Annotated in this window: 17 protein-coding genes; 8 read left to right on the forward strand and 9 right to left on the reverse strand. The window is 51.8% G+C overall.

Features of this window, described 5'->3' with window-relative positions:
* Window positions 1-3 precede the first annotated feature (3 nt).
* The 5 genes from CHB92_RS12935 to CHB92_RS12955 form a co-directional block, all read right to left on the reverse strand.
* Window positions 4-273 (reverse strand): acyl carrier protein, encoded by a 270-nt coding sequence (locus CHB92_RS12935; protein ID WP_089319643.1) that lies wholly within the window; start codon window positions 271-273, stop codon window positions 4-6.
* A 145-nt stretch (window positions 274-418) separates the two neighbouring features.
* Window positions 419-3589 (reverse strand): efflux RND transporter permease subunit, encoded by a 3171-nt coding sequence (locus CHB92_RS12940; RefSeq protein ID WP_089319644.1) that lies wholly within the window; start codon window positions 3587-3589, stop codon window positions 419-421.
* 42 nt (window positions 3590-3631) lie between these two features.
* Window positions 3632-4684, reverse strand: a complete 1053-nt coding sequence (locus tag CHB92_RS12945; protein ID WP_089319645.1) for an efflux RND transporter periplasmic adaptor subunit — start codon at window positions 4682-4684, stop codon at window positions 3632-3634.
* A 21-nt stretch (window positions 4685-4705) separates the two neighbouring features.
* Window positions 4706-6055, reverse strand: a complete 1350-nt coding sequence (locus tag CHB92_RS12950; RefSeq protein ID WP_245842552.1) for a TolC family protein — start codon at window positions 6053-6055, stop codon at window positions 4706-4708.
* 71 nt (window positions 6056-6126) lie between these two features.
* The gene (locus tag CHB92_RS12955; RefSeq protein ID WP_245842553.1) at window positions 6127-6597 is read right to left on the reverse strand and encodes a GbsR/MarR family transcriptional regulator; all 471 of its coding nucleotides are present in this window, start codon (window positions 6595-6597) and stop codon (window positions 6127-6129) included.
* 289 nt (window positions 6598-6886) lie between these two features.
* On the opposite strand from CHB92_RS12955, the gene glgP reads away from it, so the two are divergent.
* Complete coding sequence (gene glgP, locus CHB92_RS12960; RefSeq protein ID WP_089319646.1) at window positions 6887-8542, forward strand: alpha-glucan family phosphorylase; 1656 nt, start codon at window positions 6887-6889, stop codon at window positions 8540-8542.
* Window positions 8543-8615: 73 nt separating this feature from the next.
* On the opposite strand, the gene CHB92_RS12965 is transcribed toward glgP, so the two are convergent.
* Entirely contained in the window at window positions 8616-10079 is a 1464-nt protein-coding gene (locus CHB92_RS12965) for an aminoacyl-histidine dipeptidase (RefSeq protein ID WP_089319647.1), read from the reverse strand.
* Between the two features lie 212 nt (window positions 10080-10291).
* On the opposite strand from CHB92_RS12965, the gene CHB92_RS12970 reads away from it, so the two are divergent.
* The 3 genes from CHB92_RS12970 to CHB92_RS12980 all read left to right on the forward strand — a co-directional run bounded on the left by CHB92_RS12970 (window position 10292) and on the right by CHB92_RS12980 (window position 13205).
* Window positions 10292-11191: an ROK family protein gene (locus CHB92_RS12970; RefSeq protein ID WP_089319648.1), complete on the forward strand. Its 900-nt coding sequence runs from the start codon at window positions 10292-10294 to the stop codon at window positions 11189-11191.
* 133 nt (window positions 11192-11324) lie between these two features.
* Window positions 11325-12542, forward strand: a complete 1218-nt coding sequence (locus CHB92_RS12975) for an OprO/OprP family phosphate-selective porin (protein WP_089319649.1) — start codon at window positions 11325-11327, stop codon at window positions 12540-12542.
* Between the two features lie 159 nt (window positions 12543-12701).
* On the forward strand, window positions 12702-13205 hold the full coding sequence (locus CHB92_RS12980) for a cupin domain-containing protein (protein WP_089319650.1): 504 nt from the start codon (window positions 12702-12704) through the stop codon (window positions 13203-13205).
* A 79-nt stretch (window positions 13206-13284) separates the two neighbouring features.
* Here the strand turns inward: CHB92_RS12980 and CHB92_RS12985 are convergent, their stop codons facing one another.
* From CHB92_RS12985 to CHB92_RS12995, 3 genes are all read right to left on the reverse strand, one after another.
* Complete coding sequence (locus CHB92_RS12985) at window positions 13285-14076, reverse strand: PhzF family phenazine biosynthesis protein (protein WP_089319651.1); 792 nt, start codon at window positions 14074-14076, stop codon at window positions 13285-13287.
* Window positions 14077-14138: 62 nt separating this feature from the next.
* Window positions 14139-14402, reverse strand: a complete 264-nt coding sequence (locus CHB92_RS12990; RefSeq protein ID WP_089319652.1) for a DUF4286 family protein — start codon at window positions 14400-14402, stop codon at window positions 14139-14141.
* 269 nt (window positions 14403-14671) lie between these two features.
* On the reverse strand, window positions 14672-14995 hold the full coding sequence (locus CHB92_RS12995; RefSeq protein ID WP_089319653.1) for a hypothetical protein: 324 nt from the start codon (window positions 14993-14995) through the stop codon (window positions 14672-14674).
* Window positions 14996-15320: 325 nt separating this feature from the next.
* Between CHB92_RS12995 and CHB92_RS13000 the strand changes: the two genes are divergently transcribed.
* From CHB92_RS13000 to CHB92_RS13010, 4 genes are read left to right on the forward strand one after another with little or no spacing between them, the layout of a single operon-like run.
* A complete protein-coding gene (locus tag CHB92_RS13000) occupies window positions 15321-15755 on the forward strand; it encodes a hypothetical protein (protein ID WP_089319654.1) in 435 nt (144 codons plus the stop codon).
* Between the two features lie 10 nt (window positions 15756-15765).
* A complete protein-coding gene (locus CHB92_RS13005) occupies window positions 15766-16851 on the forward strand; it encodes a toxic anion resistance protein (protein ID WP_089319655.1) in 1086 nt (361 codons plus the stop codon).
* Window positions 16851-17027, forward strand: coding sequence for a hypothetical protein (locus tag CHB92_RS25850; protein WP_179223038.1), 177 nt, complete (start codon window positions 16851-16853; stop codon window positions 17025-17027). Before CHB92_RS13005 ends, CHB92_RS25850 begins: the two co-directional genes overlap by 1 nt.
* Window positions 17024-17848: a hypothetical protein gene (locus CHB92_RS13010; RefSeq protein WP_089319656.1), complete on the forward strand. Its 825-nt coding sequence runs from the start codon at window positions 17024-17026 to the stop codon at window positions 17846-17848. Before CHB92_RS25850 ends, CHB92_RS13010 begins: the two co-directional genes overlap by 4 nt.
* Window positions 17849-17919: the final 71 nt, after the last annotated feature.

Raw genomic sequence — 17919 nt, forward strand, 5'->3', positions numbered from 1 at the left:
GGTTTATGCTGCGGTGCCCGCCACATTGCCAAGCTGGCGGTGCACGTAGTCCACCAGGTCATCCACTGTGTAGACTGGTACTTCATCCGGTATCGTAATATCATAGGCCTGCTCTACTTCCAGAATTACATCCAGCACGTCCAACACGTCTAAGCCAAGCTTAGCCAAGTCGCGGACCTGCACTAGCTGGTTTGCAGACAGATGGGTAACGCTACTGATGATGTTTACTACCTCTGTTTCTATTAACCCGGTAGTATTGCTTACAGTATTCATAAGCGAACTATTTTGTGAGGATCTGTTTTCCGGGGCTTTAATTTGGCACCGGGTCTTTAAAATTCTTTTTTATAATCGGATTGCGAAAATCAAAGGCCTCCGCAATCCTACTATAAGTTAGGGCTCTGATAACAGCCTTATGTGCTTAGGCATGCGCCATCTTTTTTCCTTCCAGCTCTGCTGTTTCGTGCTCCAGCTCTTCCATGGTCTTGTCTTCCAGCTCGATCACAGTTTTCTTATCTAAACCGAACTTCGCCAGGATGCGGTCGAAACCGTAGTAAATCACCGGCACCACGATCAGTGTCAGGAACATAGAAGAGGTCAGACCACCGATCAGTGCCAAGGCCAGACCGTTTTTGGTCGCGGCAACTGAGCCACCTGCCAGGGCAATCGGCAACATACCAATCACCATCGCCAGCGTCGTCATCAGGATAGGGCGGAAGCGGATTCTTACCGCCTCTATCAGGGCCTCTTTTACAGGGGCTCCTTCTGCTTTCATGTTGTTGGTGAAGTCCACCACCATGATCGCGTTCTTAGCTACCAGACCGATCATCATAATGATACCCAGGATAGAGAAGATACTCAGGGACTGGGCAGCCAGCGCCAGGGCCAGCAAGGCACCGATGATCGCCAAAGGTATAGAGAACAGTACCACCAGCGGATACACGTAAGAGTCGTACAGCGCCACCATGATCAGGTACACGAAAATGATAGAGGCCAGCAAGGCGATACCCAGTGTACCAAAACCTTCGCTCTGGTTTTTTAGGTCACCACCAAACTCTACGCTCACGCCTTTTGGCATGTCTACCTCTGCCAGCTGCGCCTGGATGTCAGCACCGATTGAACCGGAAGGGCGACCAATCACGAATGCGTTCACGTTCACAGAAGTTACCCGGTTGTAGCGCTCCAGCTGCGAAGGGCCAGTAGCCTGTCTGATATCAGCGAACTGCGCCAGGCGCACCAGCTGTCCTTTGTTATTCACAAAAGTCAGGTTCCCGATGTCAGTTACGCTTCGTCGGTCAAACTCATCCAGGCGGATGTTGATGTCGTAGTCTTCTGTGCCGGAACGGAAGGTCACGTCGGAGTTTCCGCTGAAGGCCAGCTGCATGCTGGCACCTACGTTCTCCAGCGACAGGCCAACACTGGCCATTTTATCGCGGTCCACAACCACCTCGATCTCAGGGTTACCGCCCTCCACCGAAGTTTCAACGTCTACCGTACCGTTTACATTTTCTGTAATTTCCATCACTTTCTCTGCGAAGGTCATGACTGAGTCAAGGTTGGAACCTGAGATGATGATCTGGATCGGAGCCTGCGCGGTACCTACCAGACCAACCGGAACCGGTGTTACTTCCACATCGGGCAGCTTGCTTTCAATATCCGCTTTGGCCTGGCGGCTGAACTGGTCGGTGCTGAAGCTGCGCTCCTTCACGTCTACCAGTGTAACCGATACATCAGCTTTGTAAGCGGTATTCTGGCCGGCCTGTGCCGAAGAGGTGGTACCTACTGTGGTAAACACTTTCTCTACTTCAGGAATAGCCTGCAGGTACTCTTCCACTTGCTTGGTGGCAAAGTTGGTCTGCTCTACCGTAGCGTTCTTAGGCAACTCCAGTTGCAAACTCACTTCACCACGGTCGCCGGAAGGAATAAACTCTGAACCGATAAAGCCGAAGGGCACCAGCATGAACGAAGCAACCAACATCAGCAAGGTAACTCCCAGCGTAATGAATTTATGGTTGAAGGCCCACTTGAGGGCGGCTGTGAAACCATCGATGATGCGGTCCAGGAAGCGCTCAAATGCCAGGATGAATCTCCCGAAGACGTTTTTATCGGAGATGTGCTCCAGGCGGGAGAAACGGCTGGCCAGCAACGGAATCAGGGTAAAGGCTACGAACAAAGAGATCATGGTTGCTACCGCTACCACCACCGCAAACTGACGCAGGATGTCTGACACCAGACCAGAGGACAAAGCAATCGGAATAAACACTACCACGATTACGAGCGTGATGGATGTGACCGTCGCCATGATCTCACGGATACCGTCATAAGCCGCTTGTGCTGGCTTCTTGCCCATTTCCATGTGGCGGTGAATGTTTTCGATCACCACAATGGCGTCGTCCACCAGGATACCTACCACCAGCGAAAGGGCCAGTAGGGACATCAGGTTAAGCGAGAAGCCGAACAGGTACATGGCAATAAACGTCGCCACCAACGAAGCCGGGATGGAGATCATCACGATCACGGCATTGCGCAGCGAGTGCAGGAAAAGCAGCATCACGGCAGCCACCAGGAACACGGCGATCACTAAGTCGTGTATAACTGAATCGGCAGCATCCAGGGTAAAATCAGAGGAGTCGTTGGCAATGTTAAATTTCAGGCCCTCTGCGGCATAGGTTTGCTCCAGCTTGGCAAGCGCCTCTTTTGTAAGGCGGCTTACTTCCACCGCGTTGGCATCCGACTGCTTCTGGATGGTGATACCAACCGAAGGCGTAGCGTTTACACGTGTCAGTACTTCTACATCCTTCTGGGTATCCTGCACTTCCGCTACGTCACCCAGACGTACAATACCGTTCTGGTCTTCGCGGATGATCAGGTTGCGCAGCTGGTCTAAAGACTGGAATTTACCAGCCAGGCGAATTTGTGTCTGGCCGCTTTCCTGCTTGATCTTACCCGTAGGGAAGTCGAGGTTAGAGTTGCGGATCTTCTGCTGCACCTGCAGAATTGAAAGATTGTAGGCTTCGAGCTTGTTTGCGTCGATGTTCACCTTGATCTCACGCTCCTGGCCACCCAAGATTTTGATGGCTGCCATCCCTGGTACTCTGGAAAGCTCAGGCTTGATCTTCTTGTCGATCAGGTCATAGAACTCTGTTGCCGACAGGTTGGCCGTGGCCCCCATCTTGATGATCGGCAGGTCGTCGAAGTCAAATTTGTTCAGGGTAGGCGCATCGGCATCTTCCGGCAATTTCGCCAGTATGGTGTTGATCTTACGCTGCGCATCCTGTAAGCTCAGGTCCACATCAGTGCCCTGGTTCAGCTGGATCGTGATGATGGAAAAGCTCTCCAGGGAGGTGCTTTTCATTTCTTTCACGTTCTCCAGCGACGATAGTGCGTCTTCAATTTCCTTTGTTACGGAGTTCTCCACCTCGTTTGGCGATGCACCCGGGTAAATGGTGCTGACCGTTAGTACCGGCGGGCTGAACTTAGGCAGCAACTCGTAGTTTAGGGATTGGTAGCTGACAACCCCGAGCAGGGTGAGGACGGTAAAGACCACCACCACCAGGGTTGACCGCTGTATCGATAATTTGGTTATGTTCATTTTCTAAATTCTCTTTAAAAGAAGTTGGTTTGTCTTTTTAGATTAAAGCACGGATACTTTCATGCCTTCGCGCAGGTTGATCTGACCACTCTGCACGATCTGCTCGCCCGGCTCTACACCTGCCAGTATCTCTACTTTGTTCTGTGTTACAGTGCCAACCTTTACATTTCTCAGGTAAGCTTTTCCGTCTTTCACCACGTACACCGTTGGGTTCTGGATGCTGCCTACAATGGCCTCACGCGGTAACAGAAGCGCATCGCGCGTGTCGGCTACCTCAAAGAGGGCTGTGCCATACATACCGGCTCTCAGGTTGTTGTTTGCGGCGTTTTTCACTTCCACTTCCACATCAAACTTCAGGGTAGGGTCGGCCTGCGCGGCGATGGCTGTCACGGTACCCTCGTACTCCTGGCCAGCGCCTGCATCTGCCTTCACGGTTACTTTATCGCCTTTCTCGATCAGCAGCACTTCGCTTTCAGAGGCTTTTACTTTCAACTTTAGCTTGTCCACGTTCACGATGTCATACAGCTTGGTGCCAGGGCCAAGGAAAGAGCCAACCTCTATGTAGATCTCGTTGATCTCACCACTGATTGGAGCCGTAATGCTGGCTTTGTTCAAGCGCTGGCGGGCAGCAACTAATTGGGCCTGGGTAGACTTCACTGCTAAGCGGGCTTCTTCCAGTTGCCTTTGCGTGATGGCCTCGCCGGCAGCCAGGTTTTCGAAGCGCTCCAGGTCTCTTTTGGCCTTTTCGGCATTTGTCTGTGCGGTAGCTAGGTCGGCAGCCATGGTGCTGTTCTCTACCTGTGCCAGCAGTTCACCTGCTCTAACTTTGTCGCCTTTGCGCTTCAGGACGCGCTTGACCTGACCTTGTGTTTCAGATAAAAGTGTCAGGCTTTGGATAGGGGCGAAGTTGCCCTGCGCTGTGAATGACTTATCCAGCTTGTCGGACTTAACTTCTGTAACTGTAACTGGAATAGCCTCACTCTTGATCTCTGCTACTGCTGCTTTTGCTGCCATTTGTTCTTTGTTGCTCATCAGCTTGAACCCAACAGCAGCTAAAACCACGATGACAATTACTATATAAATTACCTTCTTCATTTTTTATGTTTATTGTATTTGCTACTTAACTAGTGATTCTATTTCGCCCGCTGCCTGCAGATAGCTAAGCTGAGCAATTTTAAACTTCAAAACTTCGTTGTTCAGGTTTGTTTTAGCCTCCCTTAGCGACACCTCTGCGTCCAGCAGGTCTGTTAGCGGGGAAAGGCCTTCCTTGTACAGCTGGTTGGTGGTCTCATACACCTCCTGTGCCAGGTCTACGTTCTGCTCCTGTGTACGAATCGCGTTTTCGCTGTTTTCCAGCTGCTTCACGGCATTGGTCAGCATCACGGCTGTGTTCGTGGTGAACTTCTCAATATCCTCCTCTACCTTCTTCTGCTCCAGCTGTGCCTGCTTTATCTGGGCGTCTTTCCTGAACCCGTCAAAGATCGGTACGCTTAGCTTTAAGCCTACCACGGATGATTTGAAGAATGGAATGCTGCTGTCGAACAACTCATTGCGCTGTGTCTGATAGCCGTATTGCCCATAGGCCGACAGGGTAGGGTAGTAGCCAGCCCTGATATTTTTCTCCTGCAGGTTTAACAGCTGCTTCTGCGTATTCAGCAACTGGAATTGTGTCTTGTTAGCGGCCGCAGTGGCGGCATCTACTGTCGCTGTCAGCTTCTCCAGAGAGATCGTCGCGTCTTCCAAAGCCACGTCCTGCTCCAGTGGCATGCCCATGAAGAATTTTAGCATGTTTTTCTGCTGCTCAAAGGCCGTGTTCAGGCTCAGTCTTTGGTTCTCCAGGTTTGTCTTGCTGACCTTAATGCGGTTCACATCCACTTTCTTTACCAGGTCATTCTCGTACTGCAGCTGCATGATCCTCTCCAGCTGCGTTAGTCGCTCTAGGTTGGCCTCAATGGTATTGAACTGCTCCCGGGTCTGCAGCGCCTGCAGGTAGGCAGAGCCGATATTATAGATCAGGTCCTCCTGCACCATTTCTCTTCTCAGGCGGTACAGGTCCTGCGTGGTTCTGGCTGCCTCAAGTCCCACAAAATAAGACTTGTTAAAAAGGAGCTGCGTTAATTGCACGTTAGCGTTTGCATTGTAGTCCTTGCCGAATTGTACCGGGATGTCCGTGCCAGGCTGCCCTGCCAGGGCACCAGGCAGAATCTGCGTAGGCAATGCCGGAAAATAATCCAGGCCGCTGTTCGCCGACAGCTGGGGCAAGCCGTTGCTTTTCGCTTCCCTGATCTGCTGCTTCCCGATCTGCTCGTCGTAGTATGCTTTCTGCACGTCCTGGTTGTTGTTCAGGGCATACTGAATGCTCTCCTGCAGCGTCAGCGCTTTTACCTCGCCGCTGACCGGCCCCTGTGCAAAGGCCGGCTTCAGGCAGAACAGCATCAGGCCTACTAAAAAATATTTTTTGATCACAGTAGTATTGGTTTTATTGTTTGTTACTATTCAGTTAGTTCTGAAAAACAAGAACTAATGAGTGAAAAAAATTATTTCACTCTGCTCTTCTCCCACTTGTCGAGCAAATTAGGAAGCTCTTCCTGTAAAAAGTCCAGGAAATCCACAAACTCGCCCAGGCAAGTGTTAAACTCCGATGTCTTATCGGTGCGGCACTCCAGCACTTCCTTCAGTAGGACTTTGAAGTTGATGATGTTATCAATGCGTTTGGTGAGCGCATCGCGCCAGTTCGAGGTTTTAAGCCTGAAATAGCGCTTTCTGTCCCCCGGAAAGGTGATGTACTCTACTGGCCCCGTCTCAATTAGCAAGTTTAATGCCGTACTCGTAGCACTCTTGCTGATGCTGAGCTCCTCCCGTATCTCATCGAAAGTAAGCGCTGGCCTGTCCGCCACGTACATCAAGCCAAGGATGCGTCCGGCCACCGGCTGCAGGCCCATCTTCTCGTGGAAGATGCCGATCCGCTCGATGAGGGCTTTCTTTTGTTCGTCTAGCGTCATGTTCATTGTCTTGTTCTTTATAGGAACAGCACAAAGGTAGGCAAAGTTCTGTTAGTTCAAAATTTTAAGAACCAAATTTTTGTTTCCCGTATCTTCCGTAATAAATAGTTCATGAGCGCGCTAAAGATTTATTTTACTGGCTAAAGTACAGAACAAGAGGAAGCTAAACCTATAAGGCCTGTTCATCCGTAGGCTTATACTTTGTAAGGGTAATTTTGGGAATGCTTTTTGGAGGAGGCATCCTGTAGACTTTATTTTCCCTTTTGAATTAAGAACAAACCAAGAATCAAAGCATATGGCTTCACAATATAGTAGATGGTATCATCCCTACGAGATCAACGAAAAGTATAACAAGCGTGTCGCGTACTTCTGCATGGAGTATGCCATTCACCAGGCGCTTAAGATTTATTCCGGGGGGCTTGGCTTTCTGGCCGGCTCGCACATGCGCAGCGCGCACGACCTGCGGCAAAACGTGATCGGGATCGGCATGCTCTGGAAGTATGGCTATTATGACCAGGAGCGAAACGAGGACCAGACCATGCGCCCGCACTTCGAGCAAAAGTTCTACAGCTTCCTGGAGGACAGCGGCATTACCGTGCGCGTGGTGGTAAATGAGCACCCGGTGCTGGTAAAGGCCATGGTCTTAAAACCAGAGACGTTCGGGACAGCCCCCATCTATTTCCTGACAACCGACATCCCGGAGAACGATCACCTGGCCCGCACCATTACGCATCGCCTGTACGACCCGGAACCAATGGCCCGTATAGCCCAAGGTATTGTGCTGGGTGTTGGGGGTGCCAAAGTGGTGGAGGCTTTAGGGGGTACCGAGACCTTCCATATGAACGAAGGGCACGCGCTACCGCTGGCTTTCCGCCTGTACGAGGAGTACGGTAAGGTGGAGGAGGTGCGTAAGCGCCTGGTGTTTACGACCCATACTCCGGAGAAAGCCGGAAATGAGGAGCATGACATCAACCTACTTCAGAAAATGAGCTTCTTTAACGGGGTTACCCTGGATGAGGCGCGCGAAATTACCGGGATGCACGGGCATATGTTTAACCATACCCTGGCGGCCCTGCGCCTCTCGAAGGTAGCCAATGGCGTGTCGCAGCTGCACGGAGAGGTAGCCCGCGACATGTGGTACGGGAACGACGGCGTGTGCGAGATTAAGGCGATCACAAACGCCCAAAACGTGCCTTTCTGGATGGATACGGAACTGTGGCAGGCACAGGAGCGGGACGACAACAAAGCGATGCAGAAACGGAAGGGCGAAATGAAGCACCAGTTGTTCGACGTCGTCGCCGACCAGACAGGCAAGCTTTTCAGACCGGATGTGCTAACCATTGTCTGGGCCCGCCGTTTTGCAGCCTACAAACGAGCTGACCTGCTGATGCGGGACATGGATCGCTTTATGAAGTTGTTAAACAACAAGGAGACGCCCGTGCAGCTGGTCTGGGCAGGTAAGCCTTATCCGTTCGACTATGGGGCGATTCACGTCTTTAACAAACTCGTGAAGATGTCGCAGAAACAGGACAATGTTTCGGTGCTGACCGGCTATGAGCTTGGCTTGTCAAAGAAACTGAAAGACGGAGCAGATGTATGGCTAAACACACCACGCCGGCCCCGCGAGGCCTCTGGTACCAGTGGCATGACCGCTGCCATGAACGGTGCCGTTAACTTGTCGGTACAGGACGGGTGGCTGCCGGAGTTTACCCGCCACGGGGAGAACAGCTTTGTATTGCCTATTGTGGATACCTCCATGCCGGATGACATGCAGGACGAGGAGGACTACAACAACCTGATGCGCATACTGGAGCAACAGGTGATCCCGATGTACTACCATGACCAGGAGCGCTGGCTGCGCATTGTGAAAAACAGCATGCGGGACGTGGTGCCGCATTTTGACGCCGACCGCATGGCGCACCAGTATTACGAGATGGTGTACAACTATTAAAGCGACAACCTAAAAAAGCAAAAGGCCTCAGATTTCCTGAGGCCTTTTGCTTTTACTTCGCTACTTTGGGCTGCTATGCTTTCTCGGGAATGCCCTGCAGCGTAGCCAGCAGGAAGTCCCAGTACTTTTGCACAGAGCTGATCTGCACCCGCTCATCAGGAGAGTGGGCACCGCGGATGTTTGGCCCGAAAGAGATCATTTCCATGCCCGGGTAATTGGCACCAAGGATACCGCACTCTAGTCCGGCGTGGCAGGCATTCACCTCTGGCTCCGCCTTAAATTTAGAACGGTACAGGTCACCCATTAATTTGATGATGGCTGCCTCCGGTTTAGGGGCCCAGCCAGGGTAGGAGCCGCTCAGTTCTACAGATGCTCCTGCTAATTCCAGGGCACTCTGGATAGCGGCTGCCAGGTCTTCTTTCTCGCTGTCAACGGAGCTGCGGGTAAGGCACAGGACAGAATAGCTTCCTTCTTTTACCACTACGCGGGCGACGTTATTAGAAGTCTGTACCAGATTCTCGATATCCGGGCTCATGCGGTAGATGCCATTCGGGGTGGCATAAATTGCCCGGATTAACTTACCTGTGAACTCCTTGGGGGTAACCTGTGCAGGTGCCGCTACACTTTCGATCAGCACTTGCAGGTTTGGGTCTGTCGTGGCGTACTCCTGATTAAGTATTTCTGCCTGCTCCTGTACAAGGGCTTCGAGGGCTTCCTTGTTCTCCTCGGCAACGGCTAAGAGGGCATAAGACTCCCGTGGGATCGCGTTACGCAGCCCGCCCCCGTCCACGGTGCTCAGGCGCACGTCAAACCGCTTGATGGCCAGGTACAGCAAGCGGTTCATCAGCTTGTTGGCATTGCCTCTGCCCCGGTGGATGTCCATGCCGGAGTGCCCGCCCGTCAGTCCTTTTACAGTCAGTTTATACCCAACCGTACCGGCAGGTGTTTTTTCCTGCTCATACTGGCCGGTCGCGGTTACATCCACGCCACCAGCACAGCCAATTGTCAGTTCCCGGTCATCTTCTGTATCCAGGTTCAGCAGGATGCTGGCATCCAGTAAGCCCCCTTTCAAGCCAAGGGCACCGGTCATGCCTGTTTCTTCGTCCACTGTAAAAAGGGCCTCAATCGCTGGATGGGGGATGTCTTTAGAGGCCAGAACCGCCATGATGGTCGCTACGCCAATGCCATTGTCCGCACCGAGCGTAGTGCCTTTCGCTTTCACCCAGTCTCCGTCCACGTACATGTCGATGCCTTGCGTGTCGAAGTCAAAGTCCGTGTCGTTATTTTTCTGGTGCACCATGTCCAGGTGGCTTTGCATGGCGATGGTCTGCCGGCCTTCCATGCCCGGGGTAGCAGGCTTTTTGATAATGACGTTGCCTGTTTCGTCTTCATAAGTCTCCAGGCCGAGGCGCTGGCCAAAGTCTTTTATAAACTGTATCACGCGTGCCTCTTGCTTGGAAGGACGGGGTACAGCATTCAGGTCAGCGAAGTTGTCCCAAAGCGCTTTGGGCTCCAGGTTGCGCACTTCTGAGCTCATAGTTTAGGTGGTTTTAGTGTTGTTTTAGTTAAGCAGCCGCAGCTGCTGCCTTAAAGGTACACATTTCAGGCGTAAGAAGGGACCTTCCTAAGAGGACCGTACCTGTTGCCTCGCCATTGAATGATATTTAAGAATGATATTTTTAAAATTTATTTTTTTCTGGATGGCCCCGTTTCTATATTTGCACGCTTTTGCTAAACCGTTTTAGTAAGATGAGCGACAAAGAAGAGGGAAGAACAACAAGGATGTCAGAAGTGAGGGTGATCGGTGCCGACATAGGCGGGACACACATTACGGCAGCAGCGGTAAATCTCCTGCCCGGCACAGTGCATGAACGGAGCAGTACGCGCAAGGCTGTCTTGGCAAATGGCGCGAAAGAAGAGATTATCAGCACCTGGGCACAGGCGATACGGGAGGCAGCAGGCGGCAAAGTAGTGGCAGGCATGAGACTAGGCATTGCCATGCCCGGCCCTTTTGACTATGCACAGGGAATCTCCCTGATGCAAAACCAGGACAAGTACGATGCCCTTTACATGCTGGATGTGAAAGACCTCCTGGCGCTCGAATTGCAGCTGGAACCAGCCCACATTCGGTTCCTGAACGACGCTGCCTGCTTTTTGCAGGGAGAGGTCTTTGGCGGCGCGGCCAAAGGAGCGGCCAGGGCAATAGGCTTAACGCTGGGCACAGGCCTTGGTTCGGCCAAGTATCAGGACGGACTGGCAGCGGATGCCGCGTTGTGGTGTGCTCCTTTTAAAGATGGTGTAGCCGAGGAGTATATCAGTGCCCGCTGGTTGATCAGGCGCTATCAGGAGCTGACAGGCCAGAAAGTACGAAACGTAAAAGAGATGGTCGGGAAAGTGTCGGCCGAAAGCAAGGTACTGCAGGCGTTCCAGGAGTTCGGGCAGCATCTGGGGGAGTTCCTGCTCTCTTTTATCGGGGAAGCCGAATCGGAGGTGGTGGTGATAGGAGGAAACATCGCCAACTCTTTGGACCTGTTCAGGCCTGCTATGGAGCAGGCGTTGGCGGAAAACGGGATAATCATACCCATAAAGCAGGCACAGCTTGGAGAGTATGCTGCCTTGATAGGTGCTGCCAGCCTTTGGAAAGCGTAAAGGTACTCTCTCTTTTTCTTACAGCCCCTTCTTATATCGTGCAAAACTAATTCTTGCTGTTTCAGTAATTACTTTCCAACGCCAGGTGCTACAGCCGCAGGTGTAGTACCTGGCGCTGAGTCAGGCTGATCAGATGGGAAGATTACTACAAACCTTATTGTTGCTCTTACTTACCGGCGCCTTCTCTTCAGGCTATGCTCAGGGAGTGCCTTTAGAAGCCTACTGGGATGAAGGGCTTAAGTTCAGGAGCGAGGACGGCCTCCACGTGCTTGGCGTGGGGGGGCGGCTGCACTATGATATCGCTTTCCTGAATCAGGAGGAAGTATTGGACAGCCTGTTTGAAGAGATAACAGACAAAGCGGAAGTACGAAGGGCACGCATTAGCTTTGAAGGGGTATATAACGGCGTGTTTGCCTACGAGTTTGAGGTAGACCTGCAGGAAACCCTCGAATATGCCGACATGTACATCGCCTTCCTGCGCGTGCCTTACCTGGACCTCCTGATGCTGGGGCACCTCCGGGAGCCGTTCGGGCTGGAGGAAAACACCAGCAGCAATGAGATCCCTTTTATGGAGCGCTCCCTCACCAGCGCCTTTGGCCCATCGCGCAACCTGGGCATCATGCTACAAAAGCACTTTTGGCAAAACAGGGTGGGCGTCTACACCGGGGTGTTCAGACTAGTGGATGACCTGGGGGCGGATCTGGAAGGAGAGGGGAACCATGCCTTTACTTCGAGGGTAGCTTTCGGCTATGTGCTGGATACGACCGCAAATCGCGTACTGCACCTCGGGTTGGCAGGCAGTACACGGCAGCCAAAGGGAGGCCTGTACGAAGTGGAAATTGAAAACGAAACGAACACAAGCATTCGCTACATCAGAACCGGTAAGCTGGAGGAGGTAGACCGGGTAAAGCTGATAGGGGGAGAAGTGGGGTATACGCAGGAGGCCTTAACCCTTCAGGCCGAATATGTGAGTGCCTTCGTTAAATTTGAGGAGGAGGCAGGGTTGGCGAAAAGACACGGGAGGTATGAAAGTTATTACATCATGGCGTCCTATTTTTTGAGCGGCGGCCTTAGAAAATACGATACTGACAGCAACGAGCTCTCGGATATCGTTCTTACCCAAAAGAGACAGCCTTTTAGGGTAAACGGAGCGTGGGAGGTAGGTGTACGTTATTCTTATATCAATTTGATAGACAGTGTACAGCCGTTCCGGCAGATGCAGGATCTCACCTTGGGGGTAAACTGGTACCTTAGTTCTTCTGCTCGCCTGATGATGAACTATGTCTTCACTAAACTACAGCAGGAGTATAACGCACAGTCGCTTCAGTTTCGGATACAGGTTGTCTTCTAGGTGTAAGCCCCGATTCCGTTTGGCTTAGGAGTGCCTTGCCCTGCCTGCCACGCAAGGCGAATAACTGACGAAGGCAGAAAATACTCACCTTAAAAGAGGGGTTAAGAGCTCTAAAAAGCCTATTTTTAAGCTTTCTGAATAATTAGCAAAAATTTATACATGAGTACTGAAAACGAAAAACAGCAGCTTTTTAAAGAGACGGAGCAGAAATTAACAGCACAGGGCTTCACCGTGGAGAAGCAGGACCAGACCCGCCCCTGGGGAGGCTTTTTTGTGATAAACGAAGACCAGGCACAGCAGTTTGCCGACACATATTTCGATGGCATGGATGTGGACCAGCTAAAGATATCCGGTAAACTGAGTCCCAAGATCTTGATCGTGGCCCCGGAAAAGCGCCTGTCGTGGCAGTACCACCACCGCCGTGCCGAGATCTGGAAAGTAGTGCAGGGAAAAGTAGGAGTGGTAACCAGCGATACAGACGAAGAAGGTGAGTTGAAAGAGTACGAGCCAGGCCAGACGATTACCCTGAAGCAAGGCGAGCGTCACCGCCTGGTAGGCCTAAAAGACTGGGGCGTGTTGGCAGAGATCTGGCAGCACACAGATGCCAATAACCCTTCAGACGAAGAGGACATCGTGCGCGTGCAGGACGACTTTGGCCGCTAACAGGCGCTAAGCAAACATTGCAGCAGAGCAGGAAAGGGAGCCGTCATAGCTCCCTTTCCTGTTTTATTCTACCAAAGGACTAAGCCTCAACTTGTATCTGCCCTACCAGGTAGGTCCTCGCCTGGCCCTTAATGTACACTCTGTCGCCGGCATCTGTACAGGTCAGCTTGCCTATCCTGTCTGATAACTGTAGGGCTTCAAGCGCTGTTTTTCCTAAGCGCTTTGCCCAGAAAGGGATTAGGCTACAGTGGGCCGACCCGGTAACAGGGTCTTCAAAAACGGAGGCCTGAGGGGTAAAGAAGCGCGATACAAAGTCTACCGTGTCTCCCTGCGCAGTCACGATAATGCCGCCTGGGTCCAGGTTTACTCTGTCGATCTTTGACCGGTCTGGCTGCAAGTTGCGGATTTCTTCTTCAGACTTGTACACGAGCACGTAGTCCCGGGCCTTGTGTACTTCCTGCGGTTGTATGTTCAGTCCTTCCGCGATTTCTGAGGGCAGCGTACTTACCTGCGGTGCCCTGCTCGGGAAGTCCAGGCTGAGGTAATCTCCCTCTTTTGTAACGGTAAGCACGCCCGACTGCGTGTGAAAGGCAATGTTGGTAGCCGGGTACTGTAGGTGCTGAAACAGAACATGGGCCGAGGCAAGGGTGGCGTGCCCGCAGAGGTCCATTTCGATTTCCGGGGTAAACCAGCGCAGGTCCACATGCTTATCATGCTGTATGAAAAAGGCCGTTTCGGCTACGGCGTTCTCCTTCGCGATGGCCAGCAAAGTCTCATCCGGCAACCATTTCTTTAAGGGAACTACACAGGCAGGGTTGCCGCCAAATATTCTATCCGTAAAGGCGTCTACCTGGTAAATGGAAAGCGTCATATCGTTTAAGTTAAGCTTAGCTAAGCCGTGTAGGTGACTTCGTAGTGGCGTACTTCCTTGTCTTAGCTGACCATCATTTGTTGTGCCTTGTCTGACACCACGGCTACGGTGAGATGCTCGCCGGCAAATTTCTGAATGGCCTCCATAGAGGACCAGTTCGAGATAATCAGGAAGTCTACCGCATGGCTGAGCTCCCGCCGCATGATAGAAGCCCCCTGAAAGCCTTCCAGCAGGGCCATTTTCGGGAAAAGTTCTTCCTGCAGGTACTTCGTGTAGTTATTTGCTTCCTCAGGCTTTACCTGGCCTGTCCAATATCTTGCGATCATGTTCTGTTGCTTTTGAGCGCCTGCCATCCTGGTTCGAGGCGCTACTAATGCGGGCAATTTACAAAATATGACTGGAATAGGCGCGGGGAGCGCAGCAAAGCGGAGATTGGTCTGGGTCCTGTTAGCAACCAACATTTACTTGAAAGGGATCAAGTCCTTTGTTGCCCTGGGTTTTAAAGCCCGTTCCAGTTTCGTCCAGACAGGAGGTGAATAGTGCATGGTAAGCTGCTGGGGAGAGGGGTGCTGCACTTTTGTGGCTTTCCCTTCTGTTACCATTTAACGTGCACGGTGGCCCAGCTAATGAGTATCCTACTGTCGTTGGTCCAATGTACATAGGAAGCCTCATTGCACCACAGTGGTAATTTCTGCATGGCTTCGCGGTGCGGTGCAGCGTTCCGCAAGGCTTTCATGGCAGCGGCGTCTTGCCATCGCGTGAGTGTCCAGAACGTGAGGTGCTTGTCAATTAACTCTTTTCCTCCTAAAAAGCCCGGGCTCTGGCTTAACTGCTTTACTGTCGCCTCGTTGGCAAGAAAGAAAGCAGGCAGGTGAAAAACAGAGCTCACCCGAAGCCTGGTTGCTGATACAAAGACCATACGTGTTTTCCTTAGTTCTTAGAACTAACAGGTTTACCAGTCATGACAATTTTTTGTAAGTGGTTGCCACCAAGTAGGAAACAATAGCTCACAGGCCTGTTATGATTATGTTCATGGGAATCAGTAAAATAGCTTGGTAAATAAATGTAAAAAGAAGTAAATTAAGAAAAAGGGCAGGAAAGAGAGGGAACAGCTCTGTTTCTGATGGGTGAAGAAGATACCTGCCCTGCATTCTGGTGTACGCCTTGATCCTTTGGCCACGCAGCTTTGTTCCGCGTATAGATGCTAAACAATAAAGCAATTTCGTTAAAAGAATAAAATACCTATGTTAATTTTTTGGACGTTCGTGTTGGGGGCAGTACTGGGGTACCTGTATGGCTATCATATCAGGCCAAAGCAACGCTTGCGTAAGGCCCTGAAAGAGGTGCGGGAGCGGTGCGTGGCTGCCCTGGAGGAGGGAAACAAAGGGGTGTACAAGACCCTGGTTACAGACCACAACAAATCTTCGGAGCTAGTGGTAGAGGTACGGGAATTAGCCGTGACCCAGAGCGGGCAGGTGAAGGTGGAGTACCTCAGCGCTTTTTACAAGAACCCGGAGTTCCGAACCAAGAAGGGAGATGCCCTGCTGAAAGAAGTGCATGGGCTGTTGGGCGAGTACCTGCCTCTGAATGAGATAGAATGGTACGAGACCAATGAACGACACGAGAAAATAAAGAAGTACCTGAGTTCTTTACCCCTCACATACCACAACCTACTTTAACCCTAAAAAGATGGAAAAAACAGACATTTCAGCAGCCGAGAACAAAGAGTTGATCCAACAGCGTGCACAGGCCATCTCCAAAACCATTGACCCGACGAAGCCGGACAGCCTGAGTAACTTTGGTGTGGAGACGCAGCGCAAGCTGGGCTATTACTCCAACGAATTGCTGACCAAGGTAAAGGCCAAGGACTCCGGGGATGTCGGGGCTGCGATTAATGAACTGCTGAACCAGATCAACATGGTGAAGATCGACGGTGAGGAGAAACGGGGAATGTTCTCCCGCCTGCCTTTCGTGAATAAAATAAAGGATCGCTCGAAGCGGATCGCCACCCAGTACAACAGCATTTCTGAAAACGTGGACGACGTGGTCGTGAAGCTGGAGAAAACCCGGCAGAGTGTGATGAAGGACACGACCAGCCTGGAAGTGATGTTTAACCAGGCGGTGGAGTATATCCAGGAGATCCGGACAGTGATTGCTGCGGGTAAGATGAAGATCGAGGAGCTGGAAACAGAGACGATCCCGAAGCTGCAGGCCGAAGTAGAGGCAAGCGAGCAGGATGAACTGGCTGTGCAGCGCCTCAGCGATATGATCGCCTTTAAAGAGCGGCTTGAAAAAAAGGTGCACGACTTTACCCTGTCCCACACCATTGCCACACAATCCATGCCGCAGATACGCATGCTGCAGACAACCAACGATGTGCTGGCTCAGAAAATACAGAACTCCATTGTGACCGTTATCCCTGTGTGGCGCCAGCAGGTGGCCATAGCCCTGGGTTTGGAGAAGCAGCGCAAGGCCCTGGAGATACAGAAGAAAGTAACCGATACGACCAATGAAATGCTGCTGAAGAACTCTCAGCTCCTGAAGACCAACGTGGTAGCGGCAGCACAGGAAAATGAACGCGGCATCGTAGACGTGGAGACGCTGAAGAAGGTAAACCGTGACATGGTGGAGACGCTGGATGCGGTGATCAAGATATCGGAAGAGGGAAACCGCAAACGTGCCGAGGCGGTGAAAGAACTGGCAGCCGTACAGGAGGAGCTCAACAGCAAAGTGCTTGGCACCTTTGGCAAATCAAAACAAATTGAGGTAGAATAATGGAGGGCAAGGACAGCAAGAGCCAAAGCAAGCAGCATATTCTGTCGCAGGAGCAGGAAGCATTGCTGGACCTGTACATTCAAAAGCTGGATGATTACTTTGAGGGGCTGAAAGCGTCCGAGAAAGTACAGGTAGAAGTGGAAACCCTGCACCTGAAGAAGATACTGACAAAATGATAAGCTTCTTTCGCTCGCTTTTTGGCCTAAAGGAATCTACTGATACCAGAACCGTGGTGGGGGACCTGGCCCATGTCGATCCAAAGGATGTGCCTTACATCAAGCATTCGCATAAAAGGTTAAAGGCCTTGCAGGAACTGCATGCCCGTTTTAAGGGAACTCCGCAGGAAGAGAAATTTAAGGCTGTTTACGAGAAGACAAAGCATATCCATTCTTATCTGGTCGGGCTTAAGAGGGTACATGAGTTAGAACTCTTCCATTTGCAGCATACCGAGCACTTCATCAATACTTACTCGGTTATTATGGACGTGCACGAAAGCCAGACAGCCCCGGCTGGCCGGGCTGCCGGTATGGGCATGAAGCGGGAACTAAGGGTCGACAGCTTTCCGAAGAGGGTAAAAGTAGGAAGGACGAATGGCAGCGGGCACGCCCCCGACAGACACTTTGCCTACAAAGGCGGGGAGGCCGCTACCCTGGTGGCATCTGGCACCGCCGTAGCCGTCCCGGAGGTGTCCATCGATACCTTTTCCCGGATCACTTATGCGGGAGAACATGCCTCGCAGGAGGCCTTCTCAGGAGAGATAGGCTTTACCTCCACCGCAGAGGAGAAGGACGACTTTCTGCTGGTGGTAGCAGCGCTCTTTGGCATCGAAAGGGAAAGCCTGGCCTATGTCGGGAATACGCCTCTTGCTGTTCCAACCCCTGACGGAGCTAACCTGACGCAGTGCCTCCCGGTCATTTACTGGAGGGGTGTTAGCTATGCCCTCGACCTGGAGGAACACCGCCTGTTCCCGGTCAGGATCTATAGAAGAGGCCTTTGAAAGACAATCAGTTATCCTGGTCTCAGGTGCCTCCTAGTCCCATGCCTCATTCACGAAACAGTTGCGAATTC

It is taken from the genome of Pontibacter ummariensis, assembly GCF_900188175.1.
GTDB classification, from domain to species: domain Bacteria; phylum Bacteroidota; class Bacteroidia; order Cytophagales; family Hymenobacteraceae; genus Pontibacter; species Pontibacter ummariensis.

Coding starts and splice junctions, on each gene's coding strand:
- CHB92_RS12935 (WP_089319643.1), bottom strand. CDS start 273: ATGAATACTGTAAGCAATACTACCGGGTTAATAGAAACAGAGGTAGTA.
- CHB92_RS12940 (WP_089319644.1), bottom strand. CDS start 3,589: ATGAACATAACCAAATTATCGATACAGCGGTCAACCCTGGTGGTGGTG.
- CHB92_RS12945 (WP_089319645.1), bottom strand. CDS start 4,684: ATGAAGAAGGTAATTTATATAGTAATTGTCATCGTGGTTTTAGCTGCT.
- CHB92_RS12955 (WP_245842553.1), bottom strand. CDS start 6,597: ATGAACATGACGCTAGACGAACAAAAGAAAGCCCTCATCGAGCGGATC.
- glgP (WP_089319646.1), top strand. CDS start 6,887: ATGGCTTCACAATATAGTAGATGGTATCATCCCTACGAGATCAACGAA.
- CHB92_RS12965 (WP_089319647.1), bottom strand. CDS start 10,079: ATGAGCTCAGAAGTGCGCAACCTGGAGCCCAAAGCGCTTTGGGACAAC.
- CHB92_RS12970 (WP_089319648.1), top strand. CDS start 10,292: ATGAGCGACAAAGAAGAGGGAAGAACAACAAGGATGTCAGAAGTGAGG.
- CHB92_RS12975 (WP_089319649.1), top strand. CDS start 11,325: ATGGGAAGATTACTACAAACCTTATTGTTGCTCTTACTTACCGGCGCC.
- CHB92_RS12980 (WP_089319650.1), top strand. CDS start 12,702: ATGAGTACTGAAAACGAAAAACAGCAGCTTTTTAAAGAGACGGAGCAG.
- CHB92_RS12985 (WP_089319651.1), bottom strand. CDS start 14,076: ATGACGCTTTCCATTTACCAGGTAGACGCCTTTACGGATAGAATATTT.
- CHB92_RS12990 (WP_089319652.1), bottom strand. CDS start 14,402: ATGATCGCAAGATATTGGACAGGCCAGGTAAAGCCTGAGGAAGCAAAT.
- CHB92_RS12995 (WP_089319653.1), bottom strand. CDS start 14,995: ATGGTCTTTGTATCAGCAACCAGGCTTCGGGTGAGCTCTGTTTTTCAC.
- CHB92_RS13000 (WP_089319654.1), top strand. CDS start 15,321: ATGTTAATTTTTTGGACGTTCGTGTTGGGGGCAGTACTGGGGTACCTG.
- CHB92_RS13005 (WP_089319655.1), top strand. CDS start 15,766: ATGGAAAAAACAGACATTTCAGCAGCCGAGAACAAAGAGTTGATCCAA.
- CHB92_RS25850 (WP_179223038.1), top strand. CDS start 16,851: ATGGAGGGCAAGGACAGCAAGAGCCAAAGCAAGCAGCATATTCTGTCG.
- CHB92_RS13010 (WP_089319656.1), top strand. CDS start 17,024: ATGATAAGCTTCTTTCGCTCGCTTTTTGGCCTAAAGGAATCTACTGAT.